A 19,264-nucleotide genomic window follows, 5' to 3' on the forward strand; every position below is an offset into this window, starting at 1 on the left:
CCTACAGCGAAGAGTTCAGCGGCACGACCCAGAAGAACTCGCCGTCCGGGTCGTACTGGTAGATCACGGCCGTGTCCCCCGCCGCGAAGGGGTCGCGACCGGTCTGCCGCACCTGCACGAGCGCTGACGAGCCGTCGCCCGAGGTGACCTCGGCCTGCCCGAAGTCGGAGGTGACCGTGCCGGTCCGCACGACGCAGGTGAGCCCGACGAAGTCATTCCGCGAAGCGGGCCGCTCGGGTTTGCGGAACGGCTCGACCGCGAGGCGGGTGAGGAGCAGCCCGAGCAGCAGCGACAGCAGCAGCAGCCCGACGCCCAGCAGCGTGCGCGGGACGGGTTCGAGCTGCGCCTGGTCGAGCAGCACCCCACCGGCCAGCGAGCCGAACCAGGACAAGGCGACGAGGATCGAGACGGAGATGGCGGCCGGGAAGTCCCCGAGCCCGAGCCCCAGCTCGAAGCCGACGTCGTCGGAGTCGAGCACGCCGAGGACGGCGAGGAGCCAGAACACCACCACCAGGACCAGCGGAACCCCGAGCACGACGGCGGGGAACGACAGCGCGGCGGCGGCGAACTCTCCCAACGAACCTCCCAGCTTCGTCTTGCGGCGAAGATAGCTGGACGCAGGGGGTGCGCGTGGGGGAACGGCGGAACGTGTCGGGCGGCACACGGGGCGTGGGGAGGAGGTGGGGGTCGGGGACGGGCCAGGAGGGGGCGCGCTCCGCTAAGCTGTGGGGTGAGGGCTGCTAGCTCAATTGGCAGAGCAGGAGACTTTTAATCTTCGGGTTCAGGGTTCGAGTCCCTGGCGGCCCACCAAAGCAGCAGGTCAGCGATGCGGGGCAGGCCACGGCGGAGATCAACCCCGCGTTTACCCCTCTTTTTCAACGGCCTCTCCCCCAGCGTTTTCCCTGATCACAGCGCTGAGCGCGTCGGCCCCGGCCCGGCTCCGCACCCGCCGCCCCATGTAGACGTCCTGCGTCATCGACGGCCGCGAGTGGCCGAGGATGTCGGCGATCTGCCGAGCCGTCAGCCCGGCCTCGTCCAGCAGGGTCGCGACCGTGCGCCGGAAGGTCCGGAAGGTCACCCACTCGTAGCCCGCGCGGACGAGGAACGGCTTCCACGCGCGGTTGCGCACGTTGGTCGCCTCCCGGATCGTCCCGGTGGAACTGGGGAAGATCAGCCCCGAGGCCACCTCGGCCTTCGCACGCCGCTCCACCAGCATCTCCGTGCACCAGTCGGGCAGCGGGATCGGCCGGATCGCGTTCTCCGTCTTGCCCCGGTTGACCACCCGCCCCTTGCCGCGAGCCCGGATGACGTTGCCCGACATGGTCAGCTCCCGCGCCGACTCGTCCAGGTCAGCCCAGTGGGCGCACAGGGCCTCACCGGTCCGCTCCCCCGTGGCCAGGAAGAACCGGACCAGGTCCGGCAGGTCGGCCTGGACCGCTGCCGGATCGGCGTCCAGCTTGCCGAGCAGGTCCAGCGCCTCCGCCGCGCTCAACGCCCGAGACTTCACCGGCTTGTTCTTCGCCCGCCTGCTCTCCAAGCGCGTGATCTCCCTGGCCGGGTTGGACTCCAGCGCCCCGTTCCGGATCGCGTAGTCGCACACCCCGCTGAGCACCGCACGCACGGTCTTGGCCGAACTGGCGCTGGAGGCGTCGCGCACCCGCTTGCACAGCGCGTCGAAGACCCGCGTGGACACCTCGTTCATCCGCAGGTCCCCCACGGCGGGCAGGACGATCCCCTCAAGCCGGTTCCGGTAGGTGTCGACCGTGCCCCACGACCGGAACTCCCGCTCGGCGTCGCGCTCGACCTCGGCCAGCCACAGCACCGCCACGTCCCGGAACCTCGCGGACGCCGTGATCTCGGCCCCCGCCACCGGGCTCACCCAGTCGCGGACAGCGGCCTTGAGCCGGTTCTCGGCGTCCGTGCGACTCGCACCGGTCCGCTCGACCTCGTAGACCTTGCCGCTGAAGTCGCGGTAGCGGCACTCCGCCCGGTACTTCTTGGGGCCGAGGCGCGTGATCCTGATCTTGCCGTGCGTCCCCACCGGCATGGGCGGGCGCGGCATCAGGCCGCCTCTGTCGGCAGGGCGGCGAACCAGGCCCGCACGTCCTCGGCGTAGAAGCGCAGGTGCTTGCCGATCCTGCGCGCGGGCGGACCGTACTTCCGGGTGCGCCACTGGTAGATCGTGTTCACCGGCACGCGGAGGTACGCGGCGACCTGCTCGATGTCCCACAGCTCGTTCATGCTGGCTCCTCCTCGGTGTGTTCGCGCTTGCGTTGGGCGCGGAGTCGTTCGGCGATGGCTGCGGCCAGTTCGCGTTCTGCGTCGTTGGCGTGGCCGGAGCCGATGTAGGTCCAGTGGTTGACCACCACGACGTCCTCGGCGGTCAGGTCGAGGCGGGTGAGGGCTTCGGTGGCGCGGTAGGCGCGGCGGTCGTCGCGGATGCGCTTGAAGGTGGTGGAGTAGTGCTGGGACTTGGTCAGGAAGTGGCCTCGGAAGCCGAGCATGTGGGCCCACTTGCGCAGGTTGAGGTCGGCGTAGTGGTCGTGTTCGCCCAGGTCCCAGGCGGTCTGCACCATCCGCCGGTGGTGTGCGGAGACCGGGAGGTGGTCGATGTCCAGTTGTGAGCGGATGGGCCGGTCAGGGGTGTCGCGGGCGCCGGTGCCCTTGGTGGCGTACTTGGCCACGTAGCCGGCCAGCGCGGCCGAGTCGGCCTGGTCGCTGCGGATGGGGCGGACGTCGACCTGCTGCCCCCAGTGGAGGTCGAGGGCGAGGCCGTCGGGGTGGCAGGTGGTGATGGTGACCGCGCGGGTCGCGCCCCGGATCGCCTCGTCCAGGAGGTCCGTGGTGGCCCACGGGGGTGCTGGGTCGGTGGTGCCTTCGGGGCCGTCGAGGCGGATGACGGCGTGGAAGTGGACCAGGCCGCGTCGCTGGTACTCGGCGACCTTGGCGTACGAGAGGCGGGCGTGGTCGCCGAACTCGCGGACCGTGAGCCCGACCGCGTGGGCGAGGTGGCGGCGCAGGGCGATGGTGAAGCGGTGCCACAGGGCCCCGGCGTGGGCCTGCCACAGAACCGCGCCGACGTAGTCGTACTCACCGACCGGGCCGCCGATGCGCGGGTCGTCGGGGTGGTGGAAGTGGCCGCAGCCGGTGCAGGGGCGGGCCTTGCCCGTACGGGTGGTGGGGCGGTTGTGGACCGCGCCGAAGGACGGGGCGGTCAGGGTGGCGAACACGCGGGGCTTGTCCGCCACGCTGGTGGGGACGTCCTTGGTGCCGCCGGAGAGTCCGGCGCGCAGGAGGTGGAAGGCGTCGGCGGCGTAGCGGTCGGAGCAGGCTTGGCAGACCGAGGCGCGGCGGTTGCCGCAGGGCACCAGCACCTCCCCGCCCAGGTGGGCCAGGACGGTGTTGGTGTGGCGGTCGTGCAGTTGCCAGGCCCCGGACAGGCGGATCGGGGCGGCGCAGCCGCGTGTGGCGGCGACCTGGGTACGCCAGTGCTGGTAGTCGGGGCGTTGGACGCGGTCGGTGATGCGGTCGTAGAGGGTCAGGACCATGTGGGGCCTCACTGGTTGAGTTGGGCGGCGAGCTTGACGGCGTAGGCGTCGGGGACGTTCACCGCGGCCTGCACGTCGGCCGGGGTGACGGGACGGCCCTCACCGCGGACTTGGGCCGCTTTGCTGGCCAGCGCCTCGTGGAGGTGGGCGGGCAGCTTGAGGGCGGGGCGCGGGGTCGGGACGGTGGGGACCGGTTCGGGCCGGGTGGTAGCGCAGCGGTGCTGGATGACCGGCATGGCCTCGGCGATCAGGAACACCACGAGCGGGATCACCAGGTGCAGGAACACCATTCCGGCGTTGATCCCGCCGGTCACGGGGCGGAGGGAGGCCCAAACGTTGGTGATCAGGGTTGCGCCCAGCAGGAGGCGCTTGAGTTGACGAACCGGGCGGGCTTCGGGGTCCAGGCCGCGCGCGAGCATTTCGGCTTCCCAGCGCAGCAAGGTGATCAGGATTCCGGCCAGGCCGGGTTCCACCAGCCACGCGCCCCACCACATCGGGTGGGACGGGTCGAGCTGTCCGGCTAGGAACTCGTGCACGCCGGTCGTGGTGAACCCCAGGCCGAGTGCGAGAAAGAACCACAGGGAGCGGGTGACCGAGGCCCGGAAGCGTTCCATCCGGACCGCCCGCAACAGCGGATCATCGGTGAGCGCATGGAGTTGGCGGGCTTCATCGAGACGGGCGCGGAGCTTGCGAACTGCCCGTGTCTCGTTACCGGACAACGGTTTCCGCCCTTGTCATGCGACCTCACCGCGTCGGCGCTTGGCCCGCAGGGCGCGGCGGTCGCCGTTGGTCAGGCCGCCGTACATCCCGCCCGCGTGCAGGCGACGCAGCCGCGCGCCGTCCTCCCAGGCCATCTGGTCTTCCCGGCACAGCTCGGCGACGGGGCAGTTCGCGCACAGCTCCCGCACCTCCTTCGTCGGCGATATGGCGAAGAAGGCTTCGGTGTCCTGACCTGCGCAGGCGGCCTGTTGCCGCCACGCGGGCGGCTCTCCTGTCGCCCCGAACAGCAGGGTCATCAGGACGCGGTGGGCGTAGTAGCCGGGCGGGGGCGTGGTGAGCGCCCCGGCGATCCGTTCGGCGCTGAAGTGCATGGTGTACTCGGACACGGGGAACCTCCCGGTGGTGACGGACAAGCGGAAGTGCCTGGTCAGGCTCAAGCGGCGGTACGCAACGCCGAGCCACCCACCGCGCCGGAAGGACCGGCCTTGACGAAAGCCACCAACTCGGCGACGTCCGTGTCGGTGGTGTAGGCGGCGCGGACCCGGCGCGGGGTGCGTGAGCGCGGGTCGACCCGGTAGCCGATCCCGGCGGTGGAGGCGTCCTCGGCGATCTCGTCCGCGATAGCCCCACGGGCACGAGCGCCGTCCCCGAGGACCATGTCCGGGTGGCGCTCGGACGTGACGCGCAGGCACAGGCGGTGCGGGAGCAGGTCCCGGATCGGGACGACGTCCTTGGACGGTTCCTGCACGTAGACATCCAGGACGTCATGGGTGGCGCGACCCATGCTGGAGATCACCGCGCAGGCGTTGACGATCTCGTGCGTGCGCTCGGAGCTGTAGGCCATCAGGAAGCCGACTTCGTCCACGATCAGCCAGTCCAGCGGGTTCTCCCGCGACACCGGGACGCCGCGCTTCCTGTTGCGCTGCAAGCGTTTCTGCTTGCGTTCCATGTTCTCCACGAACCGGGTGATCAGCTCGGCGCAGTCGTCCGGGTTGTCCGCGTACCGGCCATCCAGGATCGGCTTGAGGGCGACGAACTCGAACCGCTTCGGATCGCACACCCACGGCCGCACCAGCCCGTCCCGGATGAGCGGTGCGACGGCGCGCATCTTGGCCATGACCACCGAGTTCTTGCCCGAGCCGGTGGCTCCGGCGGTGATGTGGTGGGTACCCAGCAGCGGCTCACGCCACCGCCCGCCCAACTCCGTCTCCCCCAGGCACAGCGCGGTGAGGTCGACCGCGTCGCACGTCTCCGGCATGGCCGGGGCGGGGATGACGTGGGTGAACGGCTCGCCACGCTGCACGATCAACACCACCTCGCCGGGCCGTCCCTGTTCGACGGCGACGCGGTCGGCCTTGAGGGTGGCCGCCAGTTCGGGCAGGACCGCCGCGAACGCCCGCATGGCCTGACCGGGTGCCAGGCGGACCCGGACGGTGTCGATCGAGGGCGACCAGGAGCGCACCCGCAGCACGCGCGGCACCAGGACCTCCCCGGTGCGGTGGTGGACCTTGGTCAACCCGCACGAGCCCATCAGCCGCGCCCAGCGGGGGCCGAGGTAGGCACCGGCCCACCTGCGCCGCCAAGCGCGCCCGACCGGGGCCGCCCAGGTGTCGAAGCTGTCCGGGTGCCCCCGGTACCAGCCCAACGCACCTGCGGTGAGCCCGCCGAGCACTCCCCCGGTGACCTGGGGACCCACCTCCAACAGCAACGCGGCCAGAGCGCCGGGCGTGGCAAGCGCGCCGGGGTGGCGGACCAGCCAGCGCACCAGCCGCCACTCCCACCCGACACCGCGTCGGGACGACGGTTGTTCAGACATGACACCTCCTGGGGGAAGGGCAACGGCCGACCACCTGACGCGGTGATCGGCCGTTGCCGTGTTCTGTGTGTGGTGCTGCTACCTGCGGCGACGCCCCCGCAGCGGGGAAGGGTCAAGCTGGGAGCGGGAGTGGGACAGGGAGGTGCGCAGCACCGCCACGGCCCGCACGAACGCGGTGTGCCCGGCCCAGAACCCCTCCCGCCGGTACGGCACCTCCCGCACCGCCTGACGCAGTTGCGTCATGGCCTTGTCCAGGCCCTCCAGCGCGGTGGTCAATTGCTGTGACATGACCGTCACGCCTTCCACTCGCGGGTTTTCAACTCGATCTCGTACCTGGCCGCGAGTTCCTTCAACGCGGTCAACTCCTTCCGGGCACGGTTGAGCATTTTCTTGAGTTCATCGGGAGAAGTGATCTGCCAAGCGCCAGCAGGGGCCGGGTTGTCCCGCATTCGCGCGATGAGCTTGTCCAGTGGCGGGAGTTGTTCGGTGACGAAGTCGATAGCGCCGACGAGGTTCGCGTACCGCTGCTCCGCCCGGTTCACCCCTCACCGCCGACCCGGTCGGTCTTGGTGACCATGAGCCACCAGGCCAGGGCCTCAAGCCCTTCCTCGGTGGGCAGCATCAACTGCACCCGTGTGCGCAGCGTCCCGTAACTCATGACCTGCGAGTGCGGGTGGATCACGCTCCACCCCTGCTTGATCAGCTCCCACACCGCTTCCCGCTCCCAGACCGTGACCGGGCACATCAGGCGGGCGTCTATCTGCCGGAACACCGCCTGCGAGTCGCACGTGATCACGTACCCGTGCTCCGAGGAGGCGTTGTTGAGCGTCGTCATGGTGTTCCGGATCTTTTCCCTGGATTCCGACATGACCAGCCCTTTCCGTTGACGAGGACCACGGCGACCCCAGAACACGGAACACGGTTCTGGGGCCACCGAAATCCCCGGCACACCGCTCGGATGCGCCGGTTTCAGGCATGGCTCTACCCACTGTGGAATTGACAAGGAACGAGCAGCCCAGAAGAACGGCTTGAGAAAGTCAGTAAGTCAGCACTTCAGCAGGTCAGTACTTCAGTGGTTCAGGCGGCGGGCCGGACGGCGCGCGCGACGGGCTTGAGCCCGGCGGCCTTGAACCACAACCCGGCCGAGGCGATCTTGCGAGGGTCCATACGGTCCGGGATCTCGTAGGTGTTGACCACCGCCCCGACCAGCTCCACGTACATGCCCTCCTCGAACCCCTCGCCGGGGTCGCCGGGCAGGTTCACGCGGATCTCCTCGCCCTTGCCCGCCTTCCGCCCCTCCACCGGGAGCGGCTTGGCGAACAGCGTCACCACGAACTGCTCCTGCTGCGTGACCCGGTCCAGCACGGGCACCACCGAGCCGTCCTCCAACTCCCGCACCTTCACGGCGGGAGCCTCCGTGATCATCAACCGGTAGCCGCCGAGCACCACCGGCAAGTCCTGAAGCGCCATGTCGAACCTTTCGTCGTCTGACCTACTTCTCTTACAGAACCAACCGTACTACCAACATAGCTAGTAAAGCTAGCAGAGCAATGTAGACCGTTCGGCTGACTTTCAGCACAGCTAGCTTTGTCGATAGAGTCAGGTCATGGCCCTTGACGCCTCAGACCCCAGACCGGCTTACCAGCAGATCGCCGACGACCTGCGTCGCGCGATCACCTCCGACGAGGTCGCGGTGGGGGACAAGCTCCCGTCGCTCTCGGAGTTGCAGAAGAAGTACGACCGCGCCGTGATGACCTTGCAGAAGGCGTTGGACGTCCTGCGGCACGAGGGCTTGGTGGTCTCGCGCCAAGGCGAGGGCACGACCGTGGTCAGGAAGCCCGAAGCCCACGCGGCCGAGGACGTGCCTTCACCGCGTGAGCTCCGGGAGTTGCTGTCCCGCATCGACAGCACGTTGAGCGACCTCAACCAGCGCGTTTCGGCTGTTGAGGCCGAGGTGTTCGGCCCCACGCCAACCGATTCTCAACGCGAGCCAGACGCCCGCTGAGGTCTTCCAGCCCTTCCAGGAGCTTGGAGGCCGTGGCGCGGAGTTCCCGCCAGTCCTCAGCCGTCCACTCGGCTTCCTCGTCCGCCATGACCCCGCACCTCCTGAACGCCAGCCGCAGGGACCTCTACAGGTACCCCTGCGCGGGCTTCGGTTCCTGATCACTCGCGCGTGTTCCCGTGCTGTGCAGCCACACCAACCGCGTGGTCACGTCCTCGTCAGCTCCGAAGTACCGCAAGGCGTTCTCCGGCTTGCTGACGCGAGTCCGCACCCTGCCTTCCACCGAGAACACCTCGGCGTGGTCACCGAAGGCCATGCCCCAACCGACGATCCAGCCGTCAAGGCAATCGCCCCAGGTCTGAGTCACCGCGAACACCCTCGGCGCGTAGTCGGTGACCAGTTCGTCCAGCAGGACTGCGAACTCCGCCCGGCCGAACAGCGGCCCCGACGTGCTCCCGTCCTCAGCGCTGTCGTGCTTCTCGACGGCGTTCGTCATCCCTCGCGCCTTTCCATCAGCGATAAGTCCACACCCTGTCTGCCCTGTAGCTGAAACGGGTGAAGTTTGGAGCGCCGTACGCGCCATCTCCCCGCAGGAAGGACCACGAAGAACGCCATGAGCCTCACCTCCGCAAGTCAGTCAGGGCTTGCAAGACGACATTCGCGCGCGAGGCTGATCGATTCCATACCAACTGCCGATCGGAATATCGGCGGAACCACTAACCGCAGGTCAGAGGCAGGATGCCGGTCTACACTGCCCTGAGACTGGTCGGTCCGGGCAGGAATCGGGGGTGCGGGTGAGCGCGGGCAAGCGTCGCTGCCGCACGTGTGAGACCTTGCTGGCCAGCGACAACAAGCGTAACCAGTGCGGACGTTGCGCAGCCGCACACTCGGCTCACGCGCCCGCGCTGCCCGCAGATTTCTGGAACCAGGCCACGATCCGCGACGCATTCCACTCGCGCAACATCGGCCAGGTTTTCCGCGCGTACCGCCAAGCGCAGCAACCGACGCTCCCGCAGGCGACGTTGGCCGCGTGGCTGGACCTCACCCAGGGCCGCATCAGCGAGATGGAGCGCTCCCGGCGTCCAGTCAGCGATCTGGAGCGGCTGGAGCGGTGGTGCAACGTCCTCCAGGTGCCGCAGCACCTCCGCTGGTTCAACGGCAGCGGCCGGGAGGTCCACGACGTCCAGGAGTTGTTCTCGGCGAAGTCGGTGGACACCCTCCCGCTGCCGTCAAGCCACGTGGTGTGGGCACCGGGCGACACCGGAGGCCCCACCACCTCGCCGGACGTCGATCTCATCCACGTGGGCATCCCGCGCATGCGCCGCGCCCTGGACAACCTCGACCTCCCCGACGACGGCCACACCAGGACCGCCCAGGAGTTGCAGGCTGACGTTCTCCGGATGAACGCGCACCGCCTGGACGCCAGGTACGGCGACCTCGTGCGGCACCTGCCCGGCTTGATCAACGAACTTTCGCGCGCCAGGATCACTGCCACCGGGGCGGACCGGAACCGCGTGGCCGCGCTGCTGACCTTGGCGCTGCGCGCAGCCGACGGGGTGGCCTACAAGTTCCGCTACTACGACCTGTCAGCACGTCTGATCGACCTGATGCGCATGACCTCCCAGGCAGCCGCGGATCCACTGCTGACAGCCGCGGTGGCCTACGTGCGCACCGAGACGTTCTTCTCCAGCGGCGACCTGCGAACCGCCGCACGCGCTCTGGCCCTAGCCATCGACCAGCTTCCCAGCCGCGACTTGAAGCAGGTCCAGGTGGCGGCAGCGTTCGGCTCGCTCAACATGCGCGCCGCCGTGGTGGCCGCCCGCTCAGGCATCGCGGACCAGGCGGCCGAACACCTCCACCTCGCACGCCAGGCTTCCTTGGCCGTGCCCGAGGGGGTCTACTACGGAACGGCCTTCGGCCCGGCTTCGCTTCGCATCCACGAACTCGCCGTGGCGGCCGAGCTTCGCGACCCGGCAGGCATCCAGCGCGCGACCACGTGGAGCCCGCCGAGCGATCTGCCAGCGGAGCGCCGGTCGCACTACTACATCGACCTGTCCCGCGCTCATCTCGACCTGGGCAACCACGAAGACGCCTACACGTGCCTGTTGGCCGCCCGAGAAGCGGCGCCAGAACACACTCGCTCTCACCCGCAGGTCCGCCAGGCGTTGTCGGTACTGCTGCGCACCCATCCCCGTCTGACCACGGGGTTGCTCGACCTGGCCGCGTGGGCGGGAGCGCGCTAGCTCTGTCCGGAGAGCAGCTTGGGCAGGTCGTGCAGGGAGTCGATGACCCAATCGGCGTCACGGCGCACCAGCGGATCATCCGCCCATAGGTAGCCCCACGGCCCGCGCCGAATGAGCGCCGTACGCAGCCCGGAAGCCTTCGCCGCCACGACGTCGTTGTCCCGGTGGTCGCCGACGTACAGCACCTCGTGGGCGTCAGCCGGGGTCATCTCCACAACGCGGGTGAAGAACTCGGCGGCGGGCTTGGCAACACCCCATTCGCCGGAGGTGGCGATGCCGTCAACCGGGAGGTCCATAGCGCGCAGCAGCTCCGCGACGCGGTCGGTCTGGTTGCCCGCGATGTAGATCCAGAGGCCGAGGGCGCGCAGTTCAGCCAACGCTGTGCGGACGTCCGGGTAGAAGTCGCCCTCTTCGATCCGCTCGCCCAAGCCAGCGTCTTCGCGCAGCTGCCGCTCACGGGCGACGTCGAAGCCGGGACGGAAGTACTGGAAGGTCTCGGCGTTGTCCCGACCAGCCGCAGTGACAGCCCCCAGGACCGTGGAGAAGGTGTGCCGAGGCACGCCCACCCAGTCCGCCCAGGCTCCCCACTCGCGGGAGTCGTCAAGCAGCGTCTCACCAACGTCGAACACGACCGCAGCAACCATGCCCTACTCCTACTTGATCTACAGATGCATCGGAGCGTCGACACGCGGGTTCCCAGCACGGCGGCATCCCAAGACCGCACTGCTACGGCTGTGTTCAGAGTTTCTTTACTTGTTCAAGGAGGCCCCCTGCGGGGGCCTCTGGCCGTTCGTACCCAATGCCGTCGTAGAGTTCGGCCCTCGGACTTGTATTGTCCGCCGTGCCCAAGCGGGCCTGGCGGCCCGCGGGCACGGACGGCGAGGCACCGAGGGCCGTCCACGACGGCACGAGGCCACGGCCACCGTCCCCCACAGGGGACCGCGACATCCCTTTCACCTCGCGCCGCCACGATCGGCATGGTCCGCTGAAATGCAGCTAGGGACGAGCGCCAACGGGTCGATTTGATCCGCCGGTCAGGGCGCTCGGCTGCCGCACCTGTGGGCAGGTCGTCGCCTGACGGCGGCGACCTGCCCACAGGCTTGCCGACGACATTCGGTACCGGCAATCACCGTTTCAGGCTTCCTCGTCACCGTCAGTGGGGTTTTGCCCGTGGAGCAGTTCAAGAATCCTCAAGGAATACTCAAGCTCCTTCTGGTGGACCTGAGGGCGTTTTTGGGTCAGGGCACGGCGGATGGTGACGGCTTCGCTGATCACCTCCAGCGCCTCCTCCCTCCAACCCGCAGCCGCCAAGAAGGCCGCCTGGTTGTTCAGGCTGCCCGCCAGGTCGGGAAGGAAAGCATCGGGACGGGCCTTGGCCAAAGCACGGCGAATGGTGACGGCTTCGCTGATCACCTCCAGCGCCTCCTCCCCCCGCCCCACAGCCGCCAAACTGTTCGCCTGGTTGTTCAGGCTGCCCGCCAGATTGGGAAGGAAAGCATCGGGACGGGCCTTGGCCAAAGCACGGCGAATGGTGACGGCTTCGCTGATCACCTCCAGCGCCTCCTCCCCCCGCCCCACAGCCGCCAAACTGTTCGCCTGGTTGTTCAGGCTGCCCGCCAGGTCGGGAAGGAAAGCATCGGGACGGGCCTTGGCCAAAGCACGGCGAATGGTGACGGCTTCGCTGATCACCTCCAGCGCCTCCTCCCCCCGCCCCACAGCCGCCAAGAAGGCCGCCTGGTTGTTCAGGCTGCCCGCCAGGTCGGGAAGGAAAGCATCAGGACGGTCCTTGACCAAAGCACGGTAGGTGGTGACGGCTTCGCTGATCACCTCCAGCGCCTCCTCCCCCCGCCCCACAGCCGCCAAGAAGGCCGCCTGGTTGTTCAGGCTGCCCGCCAGGTCGGGAAGGAAAGCATCAGGACGGTCCTTGACCAAAGCACGGTAGGTGGTGACGGCTTCGCTGATCACCTCCAGCGCCTCCTCCCCCCGCCCCACAGCCGCCAAACGGGCCGCCTGGTTGTTCAGGCTGCCCGCCAGGTCGGGAAGGAAAGCATCAGGACGGTCCTTGACCAAAGCACGGTAGGTGGTGACGGCTTCGCTGATCACCTCCAGCGCCTCCTCCCCCCGCCCCACATCCGCCAAACGGGCCGCCTGGTTGTTCAGGCTGCCCGCCAGGTCGGGAAGGAAAGCATCAGGACGGGCCTTGACCAAAGCACGGTAGGTGGTGACGGCTTCGCTGATCACCTCCAGCGCCTCCTCCCCCCGCCCCACATCCGCCAAGAAGGCCGCCTGGTTGTTCAGGCTGCCCGCCAGATTGGGAAGGAAAGCATCAGGACGGTCCTTGACCAAAGCACGGTAGGTGGTGACGGCTTCGCTGATCACCTCCAGCGCCTCCTCCCCCCGCCCCACAGCCGCCAAACGGGCCGCCTGGTTGTTCAGGCTGCCCGCCAGATTGGGAAGGAAAGCATCAGGACGGTCCTTGACCAAAGCACGGTAGGTGGTGACGGCTTCGCTGATCACCTCCAGCGCCTCCTCCCCCCGCCCCACAGCCGCCAAACGGGCCGCCTGGTTGTTCAGGCTGCCCGCCAGGTCGGGAAGGAAAGCATCAGGACGGGCCTTGGCCAAAGCACGGCGAATGGTGACGGCTTCGCTGATCACCTCCAGCGCCTCCTCCCTCCACCCCACATCCGCCAAACGGGCCGCCTGGTTGTTCAGGCTGCCCGCCAGATTGGGAAGGAAAGCATCGGGACGGTCCTTGACCAAAGCACGGTAGGTGGTGACGGCTTCGCTGATCACCTCCAGCGCCTCCTCCCCCCGCCCCACAGCCGCCAAACTGTTCGCCTGGTTGTTCAGGCTGCTCGCCAGATTAGGAAGGAAAGCATCGGGACGGTCCTTGGCCAAAGCACGGCGAATGGTGACTGCTTCGCTGATCACCTCCAGCGCCTCCTCCCCCCGCCCCACAGCCGCCAAACTGTTCGCCTGGTTGTTCAGGCTGCTCGCCAGATTAGGAAGGAAAGCATCAGGACGGTCCTTGGCCAAAGCACGGCGAATGGTGACTGCTTCGCTGATCACCTCCAGCGCCTCCTCCCCCCGCCCCACAGCCGCCAAACGGGCCGCCTGGTTGTTCAGGCTGCTCGCCAGGTCGGGCAGGTACTCCGTGGTGTCCTGGTCAGCCTCACGGCGACACCGCACCAGGCGGCCGGTCCACCGCACGGCACTCTCGGCCAGACGGTGACTGGACTGCGGCAATCCGTCGACCAGTTCGACCAGCAGGGGCACGTCCGTCTCAGGCGCGTCGCCGATCAGGATCAAGGCCTCTAACAAGGGCTGGTAGTACTCAGCTTGGACCACCACCTCCACAGCCACCCGTGCCAGCAACGAAGCCCGCTTGATGCACAACTGCGTCAACCCCGCATCCAACGCGCCGTTGAACACAGCGTGACCGGCCGCGCGGGAATACACCGTCAGCAGCCTTGCACGTCGCTCCTGCGGTGCCTGCACAAGCCGGTGTGCCAACTCAGGGCGTTTGGTTAGGTGTTCGCCGATGAACCGTTCGGCGAGTCGGTCCGGTTGCAGGGATGAGAACGGCACCGGTGCCACTCCCGGATACAACCCGCCGATCCACTCCACCACCGCGTCACGCCGGTCCCGAGGCTGATCGGCCAACCCCGCGATCAACCCCAACAGCCCATCAGCCTGCTCATGATCATCCGCGCCCACCAGAACGGCGGCGGCCATCGCGTCATGCAGCGTGGCATGCCCCAACTCCAGCCGAGACGACGCGCCTGCGGCATGAGTCCAGTAACGCTGCTCGTGCTCCAACAGGCGACTCTCCGCGTCACCATCCGGCGGGCCGGTAGCGTCTGTATCGTCCCCGGACGGGCCGGGCACCGCGTCGAGCAGGTCCGCCAACGCCGCCATGTGCAACGCCAACACACCACGCGCCCCCACCGGGGCAACGGGCACACCCGGCATCCCGGCGGCGATCCGCGACCAGGGGTGGTCTTCCAGTCCTCGTACCCGCGACAACCCGGCCGAGAAGCCCTCCACCGCCTCCCGATACGCCCGCTCCCGGCCCCGATCGTCGGATTCCAGGGGTTCCAACGCCACCAGCGGTGTCCCCTCCAACAACCACGACACCGGGTCGGAGGAGGTCTTGAGCCGGTCCCACCAGTCCCCGGCGCTCCGCGCCAGCAGCAACACCTTCAACGGCGTCCCACCACCGTGCTCCTGCGCCGCGCGCAGCAACGCCTGCACCTGGCCGGGCCGGTTGTCGGCGTAGTCCACCACCACCAACGTCGGCGCCACGGCGTCCGCGAGCACGGCCAGGTCCTGCTCGGCGCATTCGTGCTTCGGCCACACCACCGCCCACCGCTCTCCCAGTTCTTGGGCGAACCGGCGGGCCAACCGGGTCTTGCCCTGACCGCCTGGACCATGCACCACACACGCCCCGAACCCTTCAAGCCCGGCCCACCGGCCCAGCCGCTCCAACTCCTGCCCACGACCTCGGAAGGGCACCACCTCCAGAGCCGGGTTCAGCAACCACCCAGGCGAAGCCAACACCCCCGTCACGGGAAGCGCGCGCTCCTCCATCCCGGCGAACTCCACCGGCCGCAACCTCGGCTCACCGCCGTCGTGCTCGGTCAGCGCCTCCCGGAACCCCGCGTCCCGGTGCAGCACATACGAAGGGGCTACTCGTAACCGGGTGTGGCCGCTGTCGGCCTCGTCGGACCGCACCACGCCGATCAACAGGCCACCGCTGAACACCGCTGCCCCGGACAACCCGCCCCACGGCGAACCCCCCAGGTTCGGACGATGCCCTTCCAGCGCCATCACGTACACATCCGAGACCACCTGGTCATCGGCGTTGAACCACCCCAGCAGCTGTTCGTTGTCGGCCGCCTCCCCAGGACGCTGCGCCCGATCCGGCAGCCCTTTGGTCTCGCAGACGATTCCCGCCCTGTTGGTGACAGTCCGTCCCCACTCGACCGACTTACCGGCGGGCGGAGTCCAGGTCGGCGAGTCGATCCGTACCAACGCCGCGTCGTCACGCCCCTCCGGCGTGCCCCGCCACACCACCGTGCCCCCGAACACCCCCGCACGGCCCGGACGGAACACCTCCACCGCCGCACCCCGGTCGGGCACGACATGGGCCGAGGTCAGCACCAGACCGGGGCCCACCAGATACCCCGACCCTCGACGCTCACCGTTGACCTGCACCACGCGCCACTGATCCATCGGTCATTCCCCTGTTGTTCGCGGCCGATCAGCGGCCAGCGTGATCGGACTCGACACCTGGACCGGGAGGACGCTGGGCCGAACCACCCACCAACAGGTCCCCGCCGTGCTGGTCCTTCGGGGTCAGCGACACCTTCACCCGATGGGTGGAACTCCTGGCCACCCCGGCCGACGCCTCACCGGTCATCACCCACGCCTTGAACCCGCCCTTGGCCTTGGCGTCGACCTTGAGCTCCACGCCGAACTCCAATTCGATCGTCCCCACCGCGAACTGGACCTCCTGCCCACGGCCGTAGACCACCGCCTCCAGCAGTTCATCCCGCAACGCCGCCACAGCCTGGGCCAACTCGATCTCCATACCCACTCCCATCGACCACCAGGCCCTCACCGCTACACCACCCGCACCACTACCCGATGACCGCACCCGACACTCCGCACATCTGCGGAAGTGAGCCAAAGACGCAGCCGTGAAGACACGCGAGGTGGAGAGAAGGCCACAACCGCTACGCAGAGGGGATGCGACAGAACAAGATCATCTTCATGCTTTACTCCTATGGAACGACGGCAGACGACTGCCGGAAACCTGCGATACCGGCACCCCTCTCGCCCCCCTCCTTGTGTCACCGGGCAATCGGGCGGGGCCCGCCCTGGCAGCCACTCACCCACACCCCAGCGATGTGAGATAAGGCCGAGACCACGCGAACGGGGCAACGACCGGCCGAAACCGCCGAGATGAACAGAATGCGCAGTGCTCAACGCCCACTGCGCCCCGCCCGGCTGTGGCTACTGAGCAACGGCCGCTCATCTCTGTTGCGAAGTCCCCTGGGACAGCGTCAGCCCAGGGGCCGGAAGTTAAGATCATCTTCCCGGTTTACTCCCCACAAACACCGACAACCAGCCACTACGGACACTCTGCGACACTCATTTGCTTTAACGAAACGCGCAGGCAGTAACCATCAGCGGAAAACATCGTGAACCACCACCCGCCCAAGATCCACAACCTTCGGGTTCAGGGTTCGAGTCCCTGGCGGCCCACCACGCTTGACCTGGGTTTTCCCTTGTCGCTCGAGTCCTCCGACACCGGCGGTGCTGTCGGAGTCCGCCGGGCCCGCGTCGCGCCCGTGAACACCCGGTCCGCGAACGCCCACCTCCACGCTGTTTGCCCTGCACGCCAGTCCTTGATGGCGTCTTGGCGATGTCGACACCGCCGCGCTTCGCAGGACGAGCGACCGCAAGCGCGAACGACCACCGCCTCTGGTGCCGCGGCGTCGACCTCTGGGGTTCATCTGCGCGGTGGGGCGCAAACGCTTGGAGAAGCAGGCACCCCGCGGCCAGCGAAGTTGGAGGTGAACATGAAAGCTGAGGTGAACGGCTAACAAATCATGGGTGAATCGCGACTTCCGATCTGATCGGAGGTTCACAAAATGCGCATCCGCCTCATGTTTTCCTGCTTGCTGTTGACCGCTGCCGCCGCCTGCTCTCAAGGTGGACGAGTTTCGAGTGACACGTCCGCAAGCTCATCTGCGACAGCAAGTTCTACTACCGCCACGACGCGCACTACGACGCCCTCACCCACGACGACCACCGCCCGGACGACCGCATTCCGCTTAGGCGAGCAGGCGAGCGGCGGGTGCATGGGGAACGACTGCGCCCTGAAGTTCACCATCACCAGGATGTCGGAGTGCACCGGCAGGTACGCGGGTGACCCGCCTCCCACTGGCACCACGCGGAAGTTGTTGTGGATCGAGGTGGAAACAGGGAGCGGTTACAACGTTTCCGAACTGCCGTCCGGTTACTTCACCGAGTTCACGGCCATCAGCGCGAGCGGCGTGACCGGTGGAAGGATCAATCCTTCCACCTACTGGACGTGCGCGCCTGAAGGCAATCGCATCGGCGCAGGGGACGAGAACTGGTTGCCCGGCAAGAAGTACGCCGGAGCCGTAGAGGTGTACCTGCCCGACGACGCGACAAAGGTGGCCAACGTCCAGGGGCACTGGGAGTGGTTCGTGCGGTGAGCCAACGGGGTGCGCCTCTCCTCGCGCAACGACCAGTCAGGAGAGGCGGCACAACCGGGTTTGATGGATTGTGCGAGGCGGTGGTCAGGTCACTCGGCGGGGAACCTCAGCACCGGCTTCACGCAGCGCCCCGTCGACGCGTCCTCCGCCGCCCTCTCGATCTGCTCGAACGGGTACTCCCCGATCAGCCGCTCGACCGGCAGGACGCCCTGGCGGTGCAGGGCCACCAGGTCCGGGATCAGGGTCCTCGGCGCCGCGTCGCCCTCGATCACGCCTCGGACGCGGATGCCGTTGTGCACCAGCGTCCTCAGGTCCAGCTCCACCTTGCCGCCCAGGCCGACCAGCGCCAGCGTCCCCCTCCGGCGCAGCGCCCCCACCGCCTCGCCGATCGCGTCCGCCCGGCCCGTCGTGTCCACCGCGTGGTGGGCGCCGCCGCCGGTCAGGTCCGCGAGCGGCGTTCCCGGCGGTACCGCCGCCACCGCGCCCAGGGACAGCGCCAGCGCGCGCCTGGACTCCACCGGTTCCACCACGACCGTGCGGCACCCGCGCACGGTCGCCGCCAGCAGCGCGCTCAGGCCCACCCCGCCCGCGCCGTACACCACCAGCGACTCGCCGGGGGCCGCGTTCAGAACGGTGAAGACCGTCCCCGCCCCCGTCTGGACGCTGCACCCCAGCGGCGCGGCCACCACCGGGGGCAGATCGGCGGGCACCTTCACCACGCTGCTCTCGTGCGCCACCGCGTGCGTCGCGAAGCTCGACTGGCCGAAGAACCCGCCGTACACCGGCTTCCCCGCTCGACGAAGCGCGGTGCTGCCGTCCTCCCGCACACCGCGCGCGTTCGCCCCCGCGTGCAGGCAGTACGCGTTCCACCCCGCCGCGCACTCCGCGCACCGACCGCAGCTCCGGTAGCTCAGGCACACCGAATCCCCCACCACCACGGAGCCGACCCCCGCGCCGACCGCCTCCACGACCCCGGCGCCCTCGTGGCCGAAGACCATGGGCAACAACCGCTCCGGCCACGTCCGGCGCACCAGCAGGTCCGTGTGGCACACGCCCGCCGCCAGCACCCGCACCACGACCTCGTCCGGCCTCGGCTCGTCCAGCTCCACCTCGCGCACCTCGAACGGCCCGCCGGGGCGTTCGACCAGGGCAGCGCGGGCGCGGCGGGTCACGCGCGCTCCAGCACGAAGTAGTAGTGCTTCCCCCCGTCCAGCACGCCCTTGCCGTTCATCACCCCGAGCACCGCGCGCTCGTCGAGCCGCTTGAAGTGGTCCAGCACCGGCCTGCCGTCGTAGACCATCGTCGCGGTCGCCTCGCCCCGGAACTCGACCGTCCACAGGCTCGCCCCGCCCCCGGCCAGCTCCTCGTTCGCGTACAGCCCGCCGTCGGCGTCCCGGCACACCAGGGGCGTCACGTCGGTCAGCGACGTGAACGTCTTGCCGTACCACCCGGCCTTCTCCAGGTTCCCCTCGAAGCTGTGGCCGCTCGCGAACTCGCTGCCGCGCCAGTCCCCCAGCAGCTCCTCCGGCGCCACGGTCGGCAGCGCCGCCCACAGGGCGTCCAGCTCCTCGACCGTCGTGCGACCACCCGCCCGGCGGATCTCGGCGATACGGGCACGAGCCTCGTCGGCGGTCATCCGAACCTCCCGGACACGGGGAACAGGGTCACCAGACCTGACAAATTAG

Annotated in this window: 20 protein-coding genes and 1 tRNA gene; 4 read left to right on the top strand and 17 right to left on the bottom strand. The window is 68.5% G+C overall.

What is annotated here, in order from left to right; all coding sequences use genetic code 11:
- Position 1: 1 nt before the first annotated feature.
- Positions 2-577 (bottom strand): hypothetical protein, encoded by a 576-nt coding sequence (locus tag CNX65_RS33560; protein WP_096497284.1) that lies wholly within the window; start codon positions 575-577, stop codon positions 2-4.
- A gap of 157 nt (positions 578-734) precedes the next feature.
- Here CNX65_RS33560 and CNX65_RS33565 point away from each other — a divergent pair.
- Positions 735-810 (top strand) — tRNA-Lys (locus tag CNX65_RS33565).
- A gap of 52 nt (positions 811-862) precedes the next feature.
- On the opposite strand, the gene CNX65_RS33570 is transcribed toward CNX65_RS33565, so the two are convergent.
- The 10 genes from CNX65_RS33570 to CNX65_RS33615 form a co-directional block, all read right to left on the bottom strand.
- Positions 863-2,062, bottom strand: a complete 1,200-nt coding sequence (locus tag CNX65_RS33570) for a tyrosine-type recombinase/integrase (protein WP_096497285.1) — start codon at positions 2,060-2,062, stop codon at positions 863-865.
- On the bottom strand, positions 2,062-2,241 hold the full coding sequence (locus tag CNX65_RS33575) for a helix-turn-helix transcriptional regulator (protein WP_096497286.1): 180 nt from the start codon (positions 2,239-2,241) through the stop codon (positions 2,062-2,064). The genes CNX65_RS33570 and CNX65_RS33575 overlap by 1 nt, the downstream gene beginning before the upstream one ends.
- Positions 2,238-3,548, bottom strand: a complete 1,311-nt coding sequence (locus CNX65_RS33580; protein ID WP_096497287.1) for a replication initiator — start codon at positions 3,546-3,548, stop codon at positions 2,238-2,240. Before CNX65_RS33580 ends, CNX65_RS33575 begins: the two co-directional genes overlap by 4 nt.
- A gap of 8 nt (positions 3,549-3,556) precedes the next feature.
- A complete protein-coding gene (locus tag CNX65_RS33585; protein WP_096497288.1) occupies positions 3,557-4,267 on the bottom strand; it encodes a hypothetical protein in 711 nt (236 codons plus the stop codon).
- A 15-nt stretch (positions 4,268-4,282) separates the two neighbouring features.
- Positions 4,283-4,654 (bottom strand): WhiB family transcriptional regulator, encoded by a 372-nt coding sequence (locus tag CNX65_RS33590; protein ID WP_157767948.1) that lies wholly within the window; start codon positions 4,652-4,654, stop codon positions 4,283-4,285.
- A gap of 47 nt (positions 4,655-4,701) precedes the next feature.
- Positions 4,702-6,084 carry an FtsK/SpoIIIE domain-containing protein gene (locus tag CNX65_RS33595; RefSeq protein ID WP_096497290.1) on the bottom strand — a complete coding sequence of 461 codons (1,383 nt, stop codon included), beginning with the start codon at positions 6,082-6,084 and terminating at the stop codon, positions 4,702-4,704.
- Positions 6,085-6,162: 78 nt separating this feature from the next.
- Positions 6,163-6,372 (bottom strand): hypothetical protein, encoded by a 210-nt coding sequence (locus tag CNX65_RS33600; RefSeq protein ID WP_012783730.1) that lies wholly within the window; start codon positions 6,370-6,372, stop codon positions 6,163-6,165.
- 5 nt (positions 6,373-6,377) lie between these two features.
- A complete protein-coding gene (locus tag CNX65_RS33605; RefSeq protein ID WP_096497291.1) occupies positions 6,378-6,626 on the bottom strand; it encodes a hypothetical protein in 249 nt (82 codons plus the stop codon).
- Positions 6,623-6,919, bottom strand: coding sequence for a hypothetical protein (locus CNX65_RS33610; protein WP_157767949.1), 297 nt, complete (start codon positions 6,917-6,919; stop codon positions 6,623-6,625). The genes CNX65_RS33605 and CNX65_RS33610 overlap by 4 nt, the downstream gene beginning before the upstream one ends.
- Positions 6,920-7,161: 242 nt before the next feature.
- Positions 7,162-7,554 (bottom strand): hypothetical protein, encoded by a 393-nt coding sequence (locus CNX65_RS33615; RefSeq protein ID WP_096497293.1) that lies wholly within the window; start codon positions 7,552-7,554, stop codon positions 7,162-7,164.
- A 136-nt stretch (positions 7,555-7,690) separates the two neighbouring features.
- Between CNX65_RS33615 and CNX65_RS33620 the strand changes: the two genes are divergently transcribed.
- Positions 7,691-8,089 (top strand): GntR family transcriptional regulator, encoded by a 399-nt coding sequence (locus CNX65_RS33620; RefSeq protein WP_096497294.1) that lies wholly within the window; start codon positions 7,691-7,693, stop codon positions 8,087-8,089.
- Between the two features lie 124 nt (positions 8,090-8,213).
- On the opposite strand, the gene CNX65_RS33625 is transcribed toward CNX65_RS33620, so the two are convergent.
- Complete coding sequence (locus CNX65_RS33625) at positions 8,214-8,582, bottom strand: hypothetical protein (protein ID WP_096497295.1); 369 nt, start codon at positions 8,580-8,582, stop codon at positions 8,214-8,216.
- Between the two features lie 298 nt (positions 8,583-8,880).
- On the opposite strand from CNX65_RS33625, the gene CNX65_RS33630 reads away from it, so the two are divergent.
- Positions 8,881-10,329 carry a helix-turn-helix domain-containing protein gene (locus CNX65_RS33630; protein ID WP_157767950.1) on the top strand — a complete coding sequence of 483 codons (1,449 nt, stop codon included), beginning with the start codon at positions 8,881-8,883 and terminating at the stop codon, positions 10,327-10,329.
- On the opposite strand, the gene CNX65_RS33635 is transcribed toward CNX65_RS33630, so the two are convergent.
- From CNX65_RS33635 to CNX65_RS33645, 3 genes are all read right to left on the bottom strand, one after another.
- A complete protein-coding gene (locus tag CNX65_RS33635) occupies positions 10,326-10,973 on the bottom strand; it encodes an HAD family hydrolase (RefSeq protein WP_096497297.1) in 648 nt (215 codons plus the stop codon). The two genes, CNX65_RS33630 and CNX65_RS33635, sit on opposite strands and share 4 nt — an antisense overlap.
- 490 nt (positions 10,974-11,463) lie before the next feature.
- Entirely contained in the window at positions 11,464-15,564 is a 4,101-nt protein-coding gene (locus CNX65_RS38100) for a tetratricopeptide repeat protein (protein WP_096497298.1), read from the bottom strand.
- A 28-nt stretch (positions 15,565-15,592) separates the two neighbouring features.
- Positions 15,593-15,922 (bottom strand): trypco2 family protein, encoded by a 330-nt coding sequence (locus CNX65_RS33645; RefSeq protein ID WP_096498126.1) that lies wholly within the window; start codon positions 15,920-15,922, stop codon positions 15,593-15,595.
- 1,375 nt (positions 15,923-17,297) lie between these two features.
- Here CNX65_RS33645 and CNX65_RS33650 point away from each other — a divergent pair.
- Positions 17,298-17,579, top strand: coding sequence for a hypothetical protein (locus CNX65_RS33650; protein ID WP_157767951.1), 282 nt, complete (start codon positions 17,298-17,300; stop codon positions 17,577-17,579).
- An 89-nt stretch (positions 17,580-17,668) separates the two neighbouring features.
- Here the strand turns inward: CNX65_RS33650 and CNX65_RS33655 are convergent, their stop codons facing one another.
- Together CNX65_RS33655 and CNX65_RS33660 are read right to left on the bottom strand one after the other, a co-directional pair.
- On the bottom strand, positions 17,669-18,751 hold the full coding sequence (locus CNX65_RS33655; RefSeq protein ID WP_096497300.1) for an NAD(P)-dependent alcohol dehydrogenase: 1,083 nt from the start codon (positions 18,749-18,751) through the stop codon (positions 17,669-17,671).
- The gene (locus tag CNX65_RS33660) at positions 18,748-19,215 is read right to left on the bottom strand and encodes a DUF4334 domain-containing protein (RefSeq protein ID WP_096497301.1); all 468 of its coding nucleotides are present in this window, start codon (positions 19,213-19,215) and stop codon (positions 18,748-18,750) included. The genes CNX65_RS33655 and CNX65_RS33660 overlap by 4 nt, the downstream gene beginning before the upstream one ends.
- Positions 19,216-19,264 lie beyond the last annotated feature (49 nt).

The sequence above is a fragment of the Actinosynnema pretiosum genome, from assembly GCF_002354875.1.
Classification (GTDB): domain Bacteria; phylum Actinomycetota; class Actinomycetes; order Mycobacteriales; family Pseudonocardiaceae; genus Actinosynnema; species Actinosynnema auranticum.